This is a genomic window from Caulobacter sp. 73W, assembly GCF_041021955.1.
Taxonomy (GTDB): domain Bacteria; phylum Pseudomonadota; class Alphaproteobacteria; order Caulobacterales; family Caulobacteraceae; genus Caulobacter.
Window position 1 is genome coordinate 1,367,690 of the sequence record NZ_CP158375.1, and the last position, 14,986, is coordinate 1,382,675.

Genomic DNA, 14,986 nt, shown 5'->3' on the forward strand with positions numbered 1-14,986 from the left:
AACGCCATGAGTAAGACCGCCCTTCTGCTGGGCTGCGCCAGCATCAGCCTTCTGACGGCGGCGCCGTCTCTGGCGGCCGAGCCGGGCCTACTGTTCCACCTGTCCGGCGACAAGGGCGCGACCGCCGACTTCGCCGCGGGCGATCCTGTCCCGAACTTCATCGACAAGGTCCGCCCCATCACCGAGGGCAAGGCCGGCCCCGGCCTGCAGGCCGACGACGACGGCATCCTGGCCTGGAACGCTCCGGGCAACATCCAGGCCCAGCGCGGCACGCTGTCGTTCTTCTGGCGCTCTGGCTATCCGGTCGGCGTGGCGCCGTTCGTGATCTTCCGCGTCGGCTACGCCGACCATACGAGCTGGGACATGGCGTTCCTGCGCATCGACTGGAACGGCCACGGCTTCGACGCCTTCGTCACCGACAACGGCCTGGCCCGCAGCCGCGTGTCCTTCCGCCTCGACCAGCCGCCCAAGGCCGATGCGTGGACCCACCTGGCCTTCACCTGGGACGAGACCAGCGGCGTGCAGCTGTTCGTGGACGGCAAGCTGGCCGCCTCCAAGTCGGTGAAGGCCGTCTATGACGCCGGCCTCGACCAGTTCGGCATTGCCGGCCGGGTCATCGCCCCGCACCAGGTGCAGAGCCGCTACAACTTCCTGCGCGGCGGGGAGATGGACGAGATCCGCGTCTATGACCTCGCCCTTGATGGGGCCGCCGTCGCCAACCTGGCCCGCAATGAGACGCCGACCGCCGGCGCCGCGATCGACAGCCTGGAAGATGCGGCCACGCGCGCCGCCTGGAACCTGCGCTACGGCTGGAACAAGGCCCTGCCGCCCTATCTCGACGCCCCTTCGACCCGCGTCCGCAAGGTCGAGTTCACCGACGCCAAGGACATCAAGCAGTGGATGTGGCGGGCGCTGGACGGCATTCCGGAGACCACCTGGCCCGGCGTCTACAACCGCTCGCGCATCGAAGGTCGCGACGACTATTTCCCGCTGCCCGACTGGAATGTCTATGTGGAAGGCGGCAAGACCCTGCGCCTGGCCATGCCGGACGAGCCGGTGAACCGCATCGAGATACAGGGGCCGGCCCTCGGCGACCTGACCTGGGCCAAGGCCGAAGGCGCGGACGGCGCCAAGGTCGCCACCCGCCCGAAGGGTCAGGCCCGCACCGTCACCATCCTGGACAAGCCGCTGACCGGCGGGGTGCTGAGCTTCACCAATACCGAGCAGGAAACCCCGATCCAGGAGATCTGGGCCTATGACGTCGGCGCGGGCGCGGAGCCCAAGGGCGCCTTCACCATGAACTACACGGTGAAGGCCGACGTCGCGCCGGACTACACCAACCTGAGCGCCCTGAACGCCTATGTGGCCGGTCGGCATCCGGCCGGCGAACGGGCCGTGGTCACGGCGGTCCCCGATGGCGCGCCGACCCGCAAGCGCCCGGCCTCCGACATGGACGCCAAGGGCCTGCCCATCGTCCACGTCATGATCCCCTCCGGCTTCGGCGCCGCGCCGGCGGCCCAGCCTCTGGCCCGCAACTGGGCCTATGGCTGGGAGAACGCCCGCGACGGCCTGGACGGCGTCGCCATCGACCTGCCGGCGCTGAAGGCGACCGATCCGAACGCCAAGCTGATCGCCCTGAACATCCAGGTGAAGGACCCGATCTGGCCGGGCCGCAACATGATCGACGTCAGCGTCTCGGTGAAGCCGGGCGAGGCGCGCAGCCTGTGGCTGGACCTGCGCGACCGCATCCTGACCGACGACAGCCTGTACCTGACCATCGCCGCCAACGACGCCGCCTTCGGCCCGCGCGCCCTTGAGGGGGCCAAGATCCGCCTGGTGTTCAAGGACCGCGAGGCGGCCAAGGCCGAGCACATCGTCGACCGCTTCAACCAGGTGAAGGACAACTGGGCCTTCCTGGTGGAGGAGCACACCACCTCCCAGCGGCAGGGCCTCTATCGCCGCATCTACGCCGACATCACCGACCTGCTGCGCGTCGACCCCGACCACAAGCACGGGCGCGAGTACTGGGGCGACATCACCTTCGGCAGCCAGGGCTGGCCGGCCTATGAGCAGCCCAAGGCCCCGGCGGGGGCGCCGCTGTGGGCCTTCCGCCAGACCGAGGACCTCAAGCGCGTCTCCAAGTTCATCAACTGGTGGATCGACGAGCGCCAGGTTCCCTATGGCGACTTCGGCGGCGGCATCTCCGACGACTCCGACCTCAGCCAGCAATGGCCGGGCCTGGCGATGATGGGCGTGCAGCCGGACAAGATCCGCAATTCGGTCAACGCCCTGGCCGACGCCGCCTACAAGAACGGCATGTTCACCAACGGCCTGGCGACCATCGCCACCGACGAACTGCACGCCTACGAGGAGGGGATCAACACCAACAGCCTAGCCCTGGTCTCCGACTATGGCGACCCGCTGGCGGTGGAGCGGCTGTTCACCACCGTGAAGGCCCTGCCCCGGATCATCGACCGCAATCCCGCCGGCCACGTCCACTTCAACAGCAACTGGTTCAGCGGCTCGATGTCGTACCGCGAGGGGCCGTGGGAGTGGCAGAAGCCCTACTCGTTCGGGATCGTGCACCCGGCCATCGCCATCGGCGACTACAACGGCGACAAGGCCGCCCGCGACCTGGTGATCGGCCTGGCCGACGGCTATCTCGCCCACGGCAAGCCCGGCGCCGACGGCAAGCTCAGCTATCCTAACGAGATCAACTGGCGCTCCGACGCGGAGCGCGGCGGCACGGTGCTGCAAGGCTCCGGCTCGGGTGGTCCGTTCCAGCTGTTCTGGACGGCGTGGCGCTGGACCGGCGACGACAAGTACCTGGCGCCGATCCGCTGGCGGATCGAACGCAATGGCTGGCGCTCGCTGAACGACATCAACGAGAACGCCTGGCCGCACCTGAACCTGGACGACGCGGGCAAGGCTGCGATCCTGAAGGCCGCAGAGCGCGGCGGCGGGTTCGAGCGCTACGTCGCCTGGAGCCTGACCGGCGACAAGAAATACCTGGAGGCCCTGTACGCCGACGAGCTGCAGTGGGGCGACCAGCACATGTACATGCACACCGAGGGCCACTGGTGGTCCGACCGCGTGGAGATCCCCAGCGACCTGCTGCAACGCTCGCGCCTGGGCGGCATCGCCAACAAGCGCGGCCAGATGCTGGCCAGCCACCGAGTCAGCTGGACCTTCGGCGAGGCGAGCGGCGAGGACGTGGGGGTGCTGATCAAGGATGGCTCGACGACCGGCTTCAAGGTCATCGCTTACAACCTCACCGACAAGCCGGTGACGGCGACCATGACCGGCTGGGACATCGGCACGGGCCAGTGGAGCCTGACCCAGGGCGTGGACGGCGACGGCGACGACGCCATCGACGGCGAGCGCCAGAACCGCGCCGTCGCCTTCGGCCGAACCGAACAAGTCAGCGTGGTTCTGCCGCCCCGCCAGACCGCCATTCTCGACATGGCCCTGACCACACCCGGCGATGCGCCCGAGCGTCGGGCCGACCTGGGCGTCGGTCGCGGCGACGTGACGGTGAAGGGGCGGACGGTCACCGCCGTGGTCCACAGCCTCGGCGCTGTCGATACGGCTCCGGCCACGGTCGAACTGGTCGATGCCGCAGGCAAGGTGCTGGCCTCCGCCGCCGTGCCCGCGCTGAAGGCGCCGACCAATCTGGAGCCCCAGACCCGTGCCGTGCGCCTGTCATCGCCCGCTGGGATCACGGCGTCCGGCCTGAAGGTGCGACTGGTCACCAACCAGCCGCAGATCACCCGCCTCAACGACGAGACGATGGTCCCCTGAGAAAGGCTTCTGCGGCCGGGCTGCGCCCGGTCGCGGAACCTTCAACCTTTACGCATTGTTAAGATAATTCTTCGGAACCGATGGACCGCCAGAGCGCTCCATTCGGCATGCAGACTGCCGCCCCCATTCTGATCGTCGAGGATGACGTCCTTGTTCGTATGGTGGCGGCCGCGGCCCTCGAGGACGCCGGCTACCGCGTCATCGAAGCCGACTGCGCCGCCGAGGCGTTGCAGGTCCTGGCCGGCGACGAGGCGGTATCCATACTGTTCACCGACATCAACATGCCAGGGATGGACGGACTTGAGCTGGCCCGGCTGGCCAGTGAACGGCGTCCCGGCCTGATGGTTGTCCTGACCTCGGGTTACGAGCAGCCGCGTCCGGAAGAACTGCCCGAACACGGCCAGTTCCTGCCCAAGCCGTATCTTCCCGAACAGATGATGGCGCTGATGACGGCGATCGCCGCCTGATCCTCCCACGCGCTGCAACCTAGCGTCGCGATCTCCGCCGAACCGCTCAGGTTGACGTTGCGTTAAGCTCAAATCCACCGGTCCAGGGCCGACTGGGCGCGTCGTTCTTCCCCCAGATCGGACAAATGCCCTCAGATATTTCCACCAAGGTCAGCCTAACGGTCGTGGCCGCCTTCCTGATTCTGCTGCCTTCACTGCTGTTGATCGTGGCCAAGAACTCCCTCGACTTCGCCAAGACCCAGGCGGTGGCCCAGCAGGAAACCAGCATGCGGGTCGCCTGGGACGCCATCGGCGGACGCCACGCCACCTTCTCGCGGCAAGGCGACCAGTTGCTGGCGAACGGCGAGCCCCTCAACGGCGACATCGCCTCTGTCGATCACATCAAAGAGCTGGTCGGCGGCGTCGCCACCGTGTTCATGGGCGACACCCGGATCGCCACCAACGTCCTGGAGGTCGATGGCGGCCGCGCGATCGGCACCAAGCTGGCGGCGAGCCCCGTCCATGACGCGGCCGGTCTTTCCGAGGTCAACATCGCGGTGAACCAGATGGACCAGACCACGCAGCACAACAGCGATGGCCAGCAGTTCCTCGAACTTCAGCCAGTCCCTGCTGCGCGAGGTGGGCATGCTCAAGCGCCTGGTGGAGCGGTTCCAGGTGAGCGGAACGCCTTCGGCTCGCCGGATGGCCGCCTAGGCGCCGGCGCTGGCCTGAAACCGGCGTTCACGCCCGGCCCAGGTCCGTTCTTCGCGTTCGATCAGATCGGCGTCGCGGTCCATCTCTCGGGCCATGACTTCCAGCACGCCTCGCGCCGCGCCATCGGGCATCTGCGCGGCCTTGCGGCGCGATTGTTCGGCGATGGCGCGAAGTTCGAGGATGTCGGTCATGCGCCGCCATAAGCGGCGGCGGGACGGTTTGGTTCCATCCCTCGATCAGCCGGCCTGGGACTCGTCCGAACGCACGGCCATCCAGCGGGCGTAGAGCCCCTCGAGCGAGGTGCCGGCCGCACGGGCCGCCGCCTTGGCGTCGCGCCGGGGATCGGCAGGCCCCTCGATCCACGGCGCGCCAGCCGCACGCGCCCGCGCGGCGACGGCGCGGTCTCCGCCGCCAGGGATGATGACGTTCGGCGTCACGGTCTGGGCGGCGTCGACGAAGGCGCGTAGGGTCTCGGCCGGCCCCTCGGCGCTGGGAGTCTCCAGCTTGACGATGCTTGCCCCGGCGCGGCGCGCCTGATCGAGGGTGATCTCGACGCCGACGCCCTGCAACGCGCAGCGGACGCCAAGCCCTTGGACGGCCTCGATGAAGATCTGCGCCTCCTCGACCATCTCGCGGGGGATCGGCCGCACCTCCAGAACCAGCCGCTTGGCCAGGTCGGGATCGGCGGCCAGATCCGTCAGAATGCTGACCCACCAGTCATCGAGGCGCGCGCTGGCCGCAGACAATGGGCAGCCCAGCTTCAACTCGGGAACGCGCCGCAGGAAGGCGATGGCGTGCCGGGTCAGACGCCAGTCGATATAGCGGCTCAGGCCCAGGCTCTCTATCCCGGGACGGAAGGTCTCCAGATCCGTGCGCCGATCTTCGCCATCAGCCACCAGCACGGTCCAGGGTTCGTAAAGCGTGGTCGCTCCATCGGCGGATCGCACCGTCTGGAAGCGGAACTCGAGGCGCTCCTGCGCCACGGCGGCGTGGACGGCGGCGGCGGCGGCCATGTCTTTCAGCCACACCTCGCCCGGAGCCTTTCGCGTCCGGGCCGGCATGACGGCGGTCTGTAAATAATGTGCGTCGAGGATCTCGGCCGCGGGCATGACCAGGACGTCGCCCACCTCCACTGGCTCGGCGCAGACGGCGCGCAGCACGTCCTCGCGCCAGGCCGGACCAGGGTCGGGGTCGAGCGTCGCCAGGCGGAACAGGACGCCGTCGACTTCCATCGCCCCCTGCGCCAGTCGCGCCCAGGGTATGGCGCCGACACGGCTCCACGCCGCCCACAGCACACGGACAAGGCCGGACTCGCCGAAGGCCGCGCTGATGTCGCCGAGATTGGTTATGCGCAGGAAGAAGGCTTGGGGCTCGCCGGCCGGGGGCGCGGCCTTGCGAGACCGTGGAAAACCGACAACTGAATTCGCCCTGCGAGCCACAGCGCCCTCCAAGACCACAACCATGCCGCGCTTAAGTTTGCGCCTTCAATCCAACGCTCGCTAGTCCTGGATCGTTGCTTTTCAGGATAATATTGAAGGCGTCTTTGGCATAACACGGTTGTTTGGTGAAGTGTTCAATGCCCCTTGTTGTCAGCATCTGCGACTAAAACCATCGCGCCAAGCCGACCTTTATGCCAATTCTTCGTCGCTTTCTGCCAAAGCAGCAGATGAGTAGCCGGCCTCCTTGAACTACCAACGTTCCTCGATAGTTTGCCCCTGCGACAGAACGTCCCGCCATTTACTGGCTATATCCGCCGCTAAATCTCATCGCTCGAGGCCCTTCCACATCTATGGCTGCGTTGAATCGCAAGGTTGTCCTTCTGGCGTTCGACGGCGTTGAGGTCCTGGACGTGAGCGGCCCGGCCGGAGCCTTCGGCACGGCCAATCAGGAACTGCTCAATCCCGCCTACGCCGTGGTCGTCGCCTCCGCGGCGGGCGGAACGATCCGCAGCAGTTGCGGGATGGAGATCAGCACGGTCGCCCTGTCCGAGGTCGGCGACATGTCGACGGGCGCCTTTCTCGTGGGCGGCGCTCCCAATCTCGACCATCTCCTCGCCGCGGCCGCCGCCCCGGAACTGCGGCCGTGGGCCATGACCGCACTTGAGGGGTGCGAGCGCTATGGGGCCATCTCATCCGGCGCCCTGATCCTGGCGCAGCTGGACCTTTTGCGCGGCCGCCGCATCGCCACCCACTGGGAGTTCGTCGAGGTCTTCGATCGCCTGCACCCCGAAGTGACGATCGAGCCCGGGGCCACCTTCATCAATCAGGGCCGCCTATGGACCTCCGCCGGCGTGACCGCGGGCATCGACATGGCCCTGGCGATGATCGAGGCGGACCTGGGCGGCGAGATCGGGCGCGCGGTCGCCCGGCGCATGGTCTATGAGCCCCGTGCCGGCGCGCGAGCCCCAGCGCCCGCCCCGGACATGGGCGGCCACGGCTATGGCGAGCTGATCCGCTGGATGCTCGGCAACCTGGATTCACCGCTGGACGTGGAGACCCTGAGCCGGCGCGCCGGCCAGTCGGTGCGCAGCTTCCACCGCAAGTTCTCCGCCGCCACGGGCAAGACCCCGGCGGCTTTCGTGGAGGCGCTGCGCCTGCAGCAGGCCCAGATCCTTCTGGGCCAGGGCCTGCCGATCAAGCAGGTGGCCACCGCCGTGGGCCTGGTCGACGCGAACAAGTTCTCCCGCGCCTTCCGGCGCAGCCACGGCATGACGCCGTCGTCGTTTCGCACCCTGAAAACCCAGCCGCGAGGCCTGGCCGGAGGCTGATCCGACGGCCTACCGTACTTCTACCGAATGGGTTCGAGATCCTGTCCCGCCTATCTCGAAGGGCGAGAACAACGGGACCGCCATGTACCGACTCCAGGTTTTCATGCCGGGCGACGACGCCCCCATCGAGATGACCAGTCTGCCGCGCGGCGGCGAGGTTCTGGACATGGTCAGCCTGCTGCTGCGCCAGTTTCCGGGCTGCGATCGGATCGAAGTGTTCGCGGGGGCCCTGCGTCTGTTCAGCATTGAGGGCGGCAGCGACGAGGCGCGCGACCCGCTCGCGAACGGCTTTGGAGCAGCGCGCTACCACTAGTCGGGCCGGAACACAGGCGGCGCGCGCATCGTTTCAGGCGACGGAAGGAGCCCCGCCGTGGATGATCGCGATACTTCGAAGGATGAGAAGCCGGTTCAAGCTCCGGCCGCGCGGACGCCGGTCGATGACGACCAGCGTGAGGGCGTGAAACGCCAGCGTGACCACATCATCAAGCTCACCGGTCAGGACCCGCTCGCATCGCGGGACGACTGAAGAGAATCAGGACGCGCGGCCCGAAGGCTGCGGAACCACGGCCACGTGATAGTCGCCGCCAGCAGACAGCACGATCCAGTCACCCGGCGCGGCGACAGCCGGCCCACCGGGAGTGGCGACTTCTACAAGTCCATGAGCGCCCTTGGGGCGGCCTGCGCAGCCCAGCCAGGTGAGGAGACGGCTCCACCCCAGGCCATCGGCGGGGGCGGGAACGCGCAAGGCGGCTCCGTGGTCGAAAGCGGGACTGAACGCTGACATGTCGATCCGAACGTTGACGTGCGGATGACAGTCTTCGCTGCGTCGGTGACCGGAGCCTTAACGGCGGAAAAAGACATCCGCCGATTTCAGAGACCTCAGGTGACCGAGGTGATCACCGCGGCGGCGAAGGCCACGAACAGCGACAGGGTGACCAGATCGGCCAAGGCGTCCGAGACGATGGCGGGGTCAATCTTCAGGGTTTTAGCGATCGTTTGCATGACCAGAGCACATCACGCCGGGCGGCTCACACGCTAGTCACGGTTTCGCCAGCGGTTCGTGTGATCGATCACGTGATCGGGAGGGCCGCCGAAACCGCCTGGGTGAAGCTCGCCGCCTCCACCGGCTTGGCGATCCAGCCGGCGAAGTCGCGCGACTGGCCGGCGATGTCCTCGTCATTGGCCGAGAAGCCCAGGATCGGCGTGTCCCTGTTGGGTCCGGGCTTGGAGCGTATGGCGTCGAACACCGCGGGCCCGTCCATGTCCGGCAGCCGCATGTCGAGCAGGATCACGTCGAAATCCGTCCAGGCCGCCTCGTCCGCCCCGGCCTGGCCGCTGGCCGCCTCGACCACTTCGGCCCCGCAGGCCTCCAGGATCGTGCGCGCCAGTTCACGGTTCACGGCGTGATCGTCGATCACGAGAACGCGAGCCTTGGCCAGGTCGGCGTAAGGCGTATCGCTCTCGGCCGCCTTCACCAGCATCGAGGGCGGCGCGGGCAGCCGAAGACGGAAGGTGGAGCCAACGCCTGGCGCGCTCTCCACCGCGATGGAACCGCCCATGGCCTCGGCCAGCTCCTTGCAGATCGCCAGACCCAGGCCTGTGCCGCCATGACGGCGGGTCGAGGAGGCGTCGACCTGCGAGAAACGCTGGAACAGCTTGGCGCACTCCTCCGCCGTCATCCCAGGCCCGGTGTCGATGACATCAATGCTGAGCATTTCGCCGACGTCATCATAGGCGACCGTCACCGTCACGCCGCCGAGGTCGGTGAACTTCACCGCGTTGCCGACCAGATTGAGCAGCATCTGCCGGACATGCTCGACGTCTATGAGCAGTTGTTCGGGCAGAGGCCTATCGATCCGCACCCCCAGGGTCAGTCCCTTGGCGTCGGCCTGCGGCCACAGCAGGTCGGCGGTGTCGCGCACCACCGCTTCCGGCGAGGCCGGACGGCGGTAGATCTTGGTCTCGCCCGCCTCCAGCTTCGACAGGTCCAGCACATTGTTGACCAGCCCCAGCAGCACCTTGCTGGCATGGGCGATGCGATCGACCCAATGGCGAGCTTGCGGCGCCAGGTCGTTGCGGTCGCTCATCAGAGCCGAGAAGCCGATCACCGCGGTGAGCGGCGTGCGGATTTCGTGGCTCATATTGGCCAGGAATTGCGAACGCGCGGCGGCGGCCTGTTCGGCCACGGCGCGCGCGGCCGCCAGGGCTTCGTTCTGAATGACGCGCTCGGTGACGTCCCAGTTGCAGCCTACCCGGGCGAAGGGAAGCCCCTGGGCGTCGCGGCGGATCATGCCGAAGGCGCGGATGACACGGGTCTCGCCATCCGGGCGGATGATGCGGAACTCCGACTCCAGCGGCCCGGTCCGATCGAACGCTCCCTCGACCGCGTTGACCAGCTTGTCCAGGTCCTCCGGATGCAGGCAGTTCTTGAACACCTCCATGGCGGGGGCGGCGTTGTTGGGCAGGCCGTAGAGCGCGAACATGCGCTCGTCCCAGCGCAGCTCCTCGCTGCCGAAGTCCCATTCCCAGACGCCGATCTGCCCCGCCTCGGCGGCCAGCAGCACGCGCTCCAGATCGCTGCGCTGCATCTGGGCGGCGGCCATGCGAGCCAGAAGACGGAACTGATCCAGAACGTCCGCGTCGGGGCGCGGACGCGGCTGGTCATCGCTGACCATCAGAGCGCCCAGCGCCTGACCGCCGGAAGCGACCAGCGCCGCGCCGACCAACAGGCCGGGCTCGCCGTCGCGGCGGTCCTCCGCGCTGATGACCAGCAATTCGCCTTCGCCCAGGGCCATCACCTGCGCCGCCATCGGCGTCACATCCGGTGAGCCGGCCACGATCACCTGTCCTCGCGGCGCATCGAGCAGCCGCGCGGCCATGGCGGCGGCACGGTCAAGCTCGGCGCGGGTCAGGCCGTTGGCGAGGGCCCGCGAGTTCCTGGGAATAGGCAGGTTCATGGCGCGTCTTCATGCCTCAAGAGGCAATGTGCTGGAACATACAAAACGCATCAGCCACGGTTCCATTTCCCGGAAATCCTGTGTGTGCATGACGGAACCGTGATCGGTCATTACGGCTTCATCAGGGCCGGGCCTTTCGCGGCTCGATCCATCCTGATGAGGACCCCCATGGCCCGGATGACCCTTTCCGACATCTCCGAGAAGATGCGCGACATCGACTTTACGATGCTGTTCACCCACGCCGCCGACGGTCGATTGGCGGGCCGCCCGATGAGCAACAACCGCGATGTGGACTATGAGGGCGACAGCTGGTTCTTCGCCCTGGAGTCCACCAGCGCCGTGCAGGAGATCAGCGCCGATCCCAACGTCGCCCTGTCCTTCGCGGGCTCCAAGGGCCTGCTGGGCAAGCCGCCGATCTTCATCGCTGTCCAGGGACGCGGCGAGCTGATCCGCGACAAGGCGCGGTTCGCCGAGCATTGGGACAAGGACCTGGAGCGCTGGTTCGAACAGGGCGTCGATACGCCGGGCCTGGTGCTGATCAAGGTCCACGCCTCGCTCATCCACTACTGGGATGGCGAGGACGAGGGCGAGATCCCGGTGTGAAGCCCTTCCCCCCTTCTCCTATCGAGGAGGGAGGCAGGCATGGCTCCGCGTTCTCTCGGGCCAAAACCCGAAAGGTTGGAAGGGCGGCGGAGCGGCCTGACCTGCGTCAGGCGAGGTGAGTTTTGGGGCGCCAAGTTCGACGTCGGTCGTTCCGCTCCGCACGGTCATTATCCGGGAGCTGTCGGTAGGCAGCGCTCTTAGCGCTTAGCCGACGAAGCCTCCGGCGGGCGGGCTCCCTCAGCGTGGGAGTCCCCGGTCCGCTTGAGTACCCCCCCTGCCGCCTGTCGCACGCCGCCGATGTCTTGCCGCTTTGGGGCAAGAGCAGTGTCCAGACAGGGATCGTTCCCCTCGTTCTCACCACCGACGGTCGCGCTTCTCCCTCGACCGCATCCCCCCACGACACAGCGCTGGCCGCGCGCCCTTCCCGTGATTGGGACGGTCAGGAGCTTACGGGAGGTGCAGAGGGGGCGGATAAGTCCTCGCAAATCCCCCTTCTCCCTCGATGGGAGAAGGGTCGGGGATGAGGGTGATGCGGCGGTAGAGGACCGTGCAGCGCAACGGCCGTATCACCCTCACCCCTGCCCCTCTCCCATCAAGGGAGAGGGATCGAGCTTTGCCTTGCAGCGCCTCGCCCGTTGAAGCCCAGCGCCCCCTCATCCCTCCCCTTCTCCCCTCATGGGAGACGAACTAGGGCGCGGCCGGCGCCCCGCCGATGGACAGCAGGTGAATCTTGAAGAACAGGGTGGCGCCGCCCGGGATGTCGCCCTTGCCCGATGCGCCGTAGCCAAACTGCGACGGGGCGAAGACCAGCCATTCGTCGCCGGGAACCATGAGCGGAACCACGACCTGCCAGGCCGGGATCAGCTTATCCAGCGGGAAAGTCGACGGCTCGCCGCGAGCATAGGACGAATCCACCACCCGCCCGTCGGCCAGCTTCAGCTCGTAGTTCACCGTCACCGTGTCGCGGCGCGTCGGATGCTTCCCATCCTTCGGACCCGATTGCAGCACGGTGTAGCTGATCGCCGGCAGGGCGACCTGGCCCGCCAGTTGGGGCGCGGCGGCGGCCGGCTTCGGGGCGGCCTGGGCCGCGCCGGCCATCAGGGAGAGCGAGGCCAGCGGCACGATCGCGGCGGCGAGGAGACGGGAAGACTTCGGGGACATGCGCGCCATTCGAAATTTCGAGGAAAGGCGAAGCTCACATGCCTGCGGCCTCAGGTCAAAGAGACATCAGAAGGCGTAGACGACGCTCATCCGCGTGGTGGTGTCGGTCTTCTCCAGAGGGATCGGCGGACTGGTCTCGTGCTTCACCAGCACCGAGGCCTGGGTCGACAGATTGCCAAGCAGCTTGAAGGTCAGGGCCGTGGTCGAAGCCAGCGTGCTGTTCTCGTCCTGCAGATAAGTGGTGGTCTCGTTGGTCAGGCTGACGCCGTCGCGCGGTCGCCAGGCGGCCTTCACCGCGGCGCGCCACGCCAGGGTCTCTTCCTCCGCGCCGTCCACGAACCAGGTCTGCCGCCAACCGGGCCCGCCCTCCAGATCCAGATCCAAGGCGGGCAGGTCGATGGCCGAGACGCCCACACCCAGCGCCTCGCTGAAACGCCGGTCGAAGCCGCCGATGCGGTCCTGCTCCCAGCTGGCGACAGCCAGGGCGTAGGCGCGGCCGCCGATGCGGCGATTGACCTGATGGCTGACCAGATAACGCTCGCGGGAGACGCGGCCGTTCTCCTTCGAATAATCGCCCGACGCCTTGAACTCGTGGCGCCACAGAGGGCTCTGGCGGGCCAGGGACAGGCCCGCCGTGGCGCCGACGCTGTCGTTATTGCCCGTGGTCAGCGAGCCGCCGGCCCGCGCCTCGCCTTTCCATACCGCCGAGGGCTTTGGCGTCGGGGGCTCGGGCAGAATGACCACGGCCACAGGCGGCGGCGCGGGGGGCTCGGGCGCGACCTGCCCGGCCAGTTCAGCGGCCAGGCGATCGATCTCGCCGATCTGTTCGGGATGGGTCTTGCGGGCGAGGCCGGCGGTGGTTTCCAGCAGGCGCGGATCGCCGCTTTCGGCGGCGGCCCGGATCATCTTCTCCAAGGACTCCGGCAGGGCTTGAGCCCTCGCGGACGTCCCAAGCAGAAGGGTGGCGGCGATGATCACCGTCTTGCGCATGCTGTTCTCCCGGCCGTTCGTCCCGCGCCCTGCCTGCCCGCTGATCGGGGCAGGAAGACGGCGAACGGCGGTTTCCTTGAGCCCCCCCTAGCGGCGCCGTAGTTCTACGAGCCGTAGTTCTACGAAATAGCCGCGTTTGCGCCCGCATGGTTCAACCAACCTGTCCTCGACGGACATTGAGGGACAAGGAGCCCCGCCATGCAGACCGCCGCCCAAGCTCAAGCAGTCACCGCCGACGACCAGGCCTGGAGCGCCCGCCGCTCGGCTCTGTTCATCCTCTTCGGCTCGGCCGTGCTGTGGGCGCCGGTCTACCTGGCGATCCGCCTGCTGCTCAGCTAAGGCCGACGATCACGAGGCCCATAACGGTCCCGGACCGCGCGACGTCCTATCGCGTTCCTCGCCCTCAGGCCGCGCTTCGTCGCGCGGCGCATCGATCCCGATAGCCCGCGCGCGCTGCCTCGGATTAAGGCGGCTGAGAACGCTCTCATCATCCCAGGCCTGGCGCCGCGCCTCGTGCCAGCGCCAGGCGCTCGCCAGGATCGACGGCAGGTCATGCTGCGGCGACCAGCCCAGCTCCTTCAGCGCCTTGCGATTGTCCCCGACCAGGACCGGCGGGTCGCCTTCCCGCCTCGCGGCTATCAGGGTCGGCACCGGACGGCCGCTGACCGCCGCCACCCCGTCGATCAGTTCACGAACGCTGGTGCCCGTACCGGTGCCCAGGTTGTAGGCGCAGGCTTCCGCCCCATCCAGCAGGCGCTTGAGCGCCAGGACATGCGCCTCGGCCAGATCCATCACATGGACATAGTCGCGGATGGCCGTGCCGTCCGGGGTGTCATAGTCGTCGCCGAAGATCGTGAAGTGCGGCCGCAATCTCTGCGCCACCTCGATGGCGATGGGGATGGCGTGGGTTTCCGGCTCGTGCTGTTCGCCGATGCGCCCCTGGGGATCGGCCCCGGCGGCGTTGAAATAGCGCAGGCAGGCGGCGTGGAACTGCAGGTAGCGGGCATAGTCCCACAGCGCCTGCTCGATCATCAGCTTGGTGCGGCCGTAGGGGCTTAGCGGATCCTGCGGATGATCCTCGCACATGGGCATGGAGCGCGGCGTGCCGAAGGTGGCGCAGGTGGACGAGAACACCATGTTGCGCACGCCCGCCCGCCGGGCCGCCTCGATCAGGGTGATGGCGCCGCCGACATTGTTGTCGAAGAATTGGCCGGGATCGCGGGTGGACTCCCCCACCTCGATGAGCGCGGCGAAGTGCATGACCGCCACCGGACGATGGCGCGCGAACACCTCGTTGAGGCGGGAGACATCCCGGATGTCGCCGATTTCCAGCGGCCCCCAGCGGACGAACTGGCGGTGGCCGTTCGACAGGTTGTCATAGACGACGGGGGTGAACCCCGCCTGCATCAGACGCAGGCAGGTATGGGAGCCGACATAGCCCGCTCCCCCTGTGACAAGGACCGTCCGCATCGCCCCTCCTTCACGCCGCACACTTCGCGTTCAGGCCGGAGCGCACTTGGAAGGGGTTTGTTCCGCAGTGCAGCAAT

General features: G+C 67.6%; 15 protein-coding genes. 8 read left to right on the forward strand and 7 right to left on the reverse strand.

Going from position 1 to position 14,986, the window contains the following annotated elements; translation table 11 throughout:
• Positions 1-6: 6 nt before the first annotated feature.
• The 3 genes from ABOZ73_RS06530 (at position 7) to ABOZ73_RS06540 (ending at position 5,164) form a co-directional block, all read left to right on the forward strand.
• The gene (locus tag ABOZ73_RS06530) at positions 7-3,801 is read left to right on the forward strand and encodes a LamG-like jellyroll fold domain-containing protein (protein WP_369061691.1); all 3,795 of its coding nucleotides are present in this window, start codon (positions 7-9) and stop codon (positions 3,799-3,801) included.
• Positions 3,802-3,908: 107 nt separating this feature from the next.
• Positions 3,909-4,268 (forward strand): response regulator, encoded by a 360-nt coding sequence (locus ABOZ73_RS06535; protein WP_369061693.1) that lies wholly within the window; start codon positions 3,909-3,911, stop codon positions 4,266-4,268.
• A 125-nt stretch (positions 4,269-4,393) separates the two neighbouring features.
• Entirely contained in the window at positions 4,394-5,164 is a 771-nt protein-coding gene (locus tag ABOZ73_RS06540; protein WP_369061695.1) for a cache domain-containing protein, read from the forward strand.
• 33 nt (positions 5,165-5,197) lie between these two features.
• On the opposite strand, the gene ABOZ73_RS06545 is transcribed toward ABOZ73_RS06540, so the two are convergent.
• Positions 5,198-6,400 carry an EAL domain-containing protein gene (locus tag ABOZ73_RS06545; RefSeq protein ID WP_369061697.1) on the reverse strand — a complete coding sequence of 401 codons (1,203 nt, stop codon included), beginning with the start codon at positions 6,398-6,400 and terminating at the stop codon, positions 5,198-5,200.
• 350 nt (positions 6,401-6,750) lie between these two features.
• Here ABOZ73_RS06545 and ABOZ73_RS06550 point away from each other — a divergent pair, with 350 nt between their 5' ends.
• The 3 genes from ABOZ73_RS06550 to ABOZ73_RS06560 all read left to right on the forward strand — a co-directional run bounded on the left by ABOZ73_RS06550 (position 6,751) and on the right by ABOZ73_RS06560 (position 8,254).
• Positions 6,751-7,728: a GlxA family transcriptional regulator gene (locus ABOZ73_RS06550; protein ID WP_369061698.1), complete on the forward strand. Its 978-nt coding sequence runs from the start codon at positions 6,751-6,753 to the stop codon at positions 7,726-7,728.
• Positions 7,729-7,810: 82 nt separating this feature from the next.
• A complete protein-coding gene (locus ABOZ73_RS06555; protein WP_369061699.1) occupies positions 7,811-8,041 on the forward strand; it encodes a hypothetical protein in 231 nt (76 codons plus the stop codon).
• Positions 8,042-8,098: 57 nt separating this feature from the next.
• Positions 8,099-8,254 carry a hypothetical protein gene (locus tag ABOZ73_RS06560; RefSeq protein WP_369061701.1) on the forward strand — a complete coding sequence of 52 codons (156 nt, stop codon included), beginning with the start codon at positions 8,099-8,101 and terminating at the stop codon, positions 8,252-8,254.
• Between the two features lie 6 nt (positions 8,255-8,260).
• On the opposite strand, the gene ABOZ73_RS06565 is transcribed toward ABOZ73_RS06560, so the two are convergent.
• From ABOZ73_RS06565 to ABOZ73_RS06575, 3 genes are all read right to left on the reverse strand, one after another.
• On the reverse strand, positions 8,261-8,473 hold the full coding sequence (locus tag ABOZ73_RS06565; RefSeq protein WP_369061703.1) for a hypothetical protein: 213 nt from the start codon (positions 8,471-8,473) through the stop codon (positions 8,261-8,263).
• Between the two features lie 134 nt (positions 8,474-8,607).
• Entirely contained in the window at positions 8,608-8,730 is a 123-nt protein-coding gene (locus ABOZ73_RS06570; protein WP_369061705.1) for a hypothetical protein, read from the reverse strand.
• 68 nt (positions 8,731-8,798) lie between these two features.
• A complete protein-coding gene (locus ABOZ73_RS06575; RefSeq protein ID WP_369061707.1) occupies positions 8,799-10,685 on the reverse strand; it encodes an ATP-binding protein in 1,887 nt (628 codons plus the stop codon).
• Between the two features lie 168 nt (positions 10,686-10,853).
• Between ABOZ73_RS06575 and ABOZ73_RS06580 the strand changes: the two genes are divergently transcribed.
• Positions 10,854-11,288 (forward strand): pyridoxamine 5'-phosphate oxidase family protein, encoded by a 435-nt coding sequence (locus ABOZ73_RS06580; protein WP_369061709.1) that lies wholly within the window; start codon positions 10,854-10,856, stop codon positions 11,286-11,288.
• 687 nt (positions 11,289-11,975) lie between these two features.
• Here ABOZ73_RS06580 and ABOZ73_RS06585 read toward each other — a convergent pair.
• Together ABOZ73_RS06585 and ABOZ73_RS06590 are read right to left on the reverse strand one after the other, a co-directional pair.
• Complete coding sequence (locus tag ABOZ73_RS06585; protein ID WP_369061711.1) at positions 11,976-12,449, reverse strand: FKBP-type peptidyl-prolyl cis-trans isomerase; 474 nt, start codon at positions 12,447-12,449, stop codon at positions 11,976-11,978.
• A gap of 66 nt (positions 12,450-12,515) precedes the next feature.
• Positions 12,516-13,439: a YdiY family protein gene (locus tag ABOZ73_RS06590; RefSeq protein ID WP_369061713.1), complete on the reverse strand. Its 924-nt coding sequence runs from the start codon at positions 13,437-13,439 to the stop codon at positions 12,516-12,518.
• Between the two features lie 198 nt (positions 13,440-13,637).
• Between ABOZ73_RS06590 and ABOZ73_RS06595 the strand changes: the two genes are divergently transcribed.
• Entirely contained in the window at positions 13,638-13,778 is a 141-nt protein-coding gene (locus tag ABOZ73_RS06595; protein ID WP_369061715.1) for a hypothetical protein, read from the forward strand.
• 9 nt (positions 13,779-13,787) lie between these two features.
• On the opposite strand, the gene galE is transcribed toward ABOZ73_RS06595, so the two are convergent.
• Positions 13,788-14,909 carry a UDP-glucose 4-epimerase GalE gene (gene galE, locus ABOZ73_RS06600; RefSeq protein WP_369061717.1) on the reverse strand — a complete coding sequence of 374 codons (1,122 nt, stop codon included), beginning with the start codon at positions 14,907-14,909 and terminating at the stop codon, positions 13,788-13,790.
• Positions 14,910-14,986 lie beyond the last annotated feature (77 nt).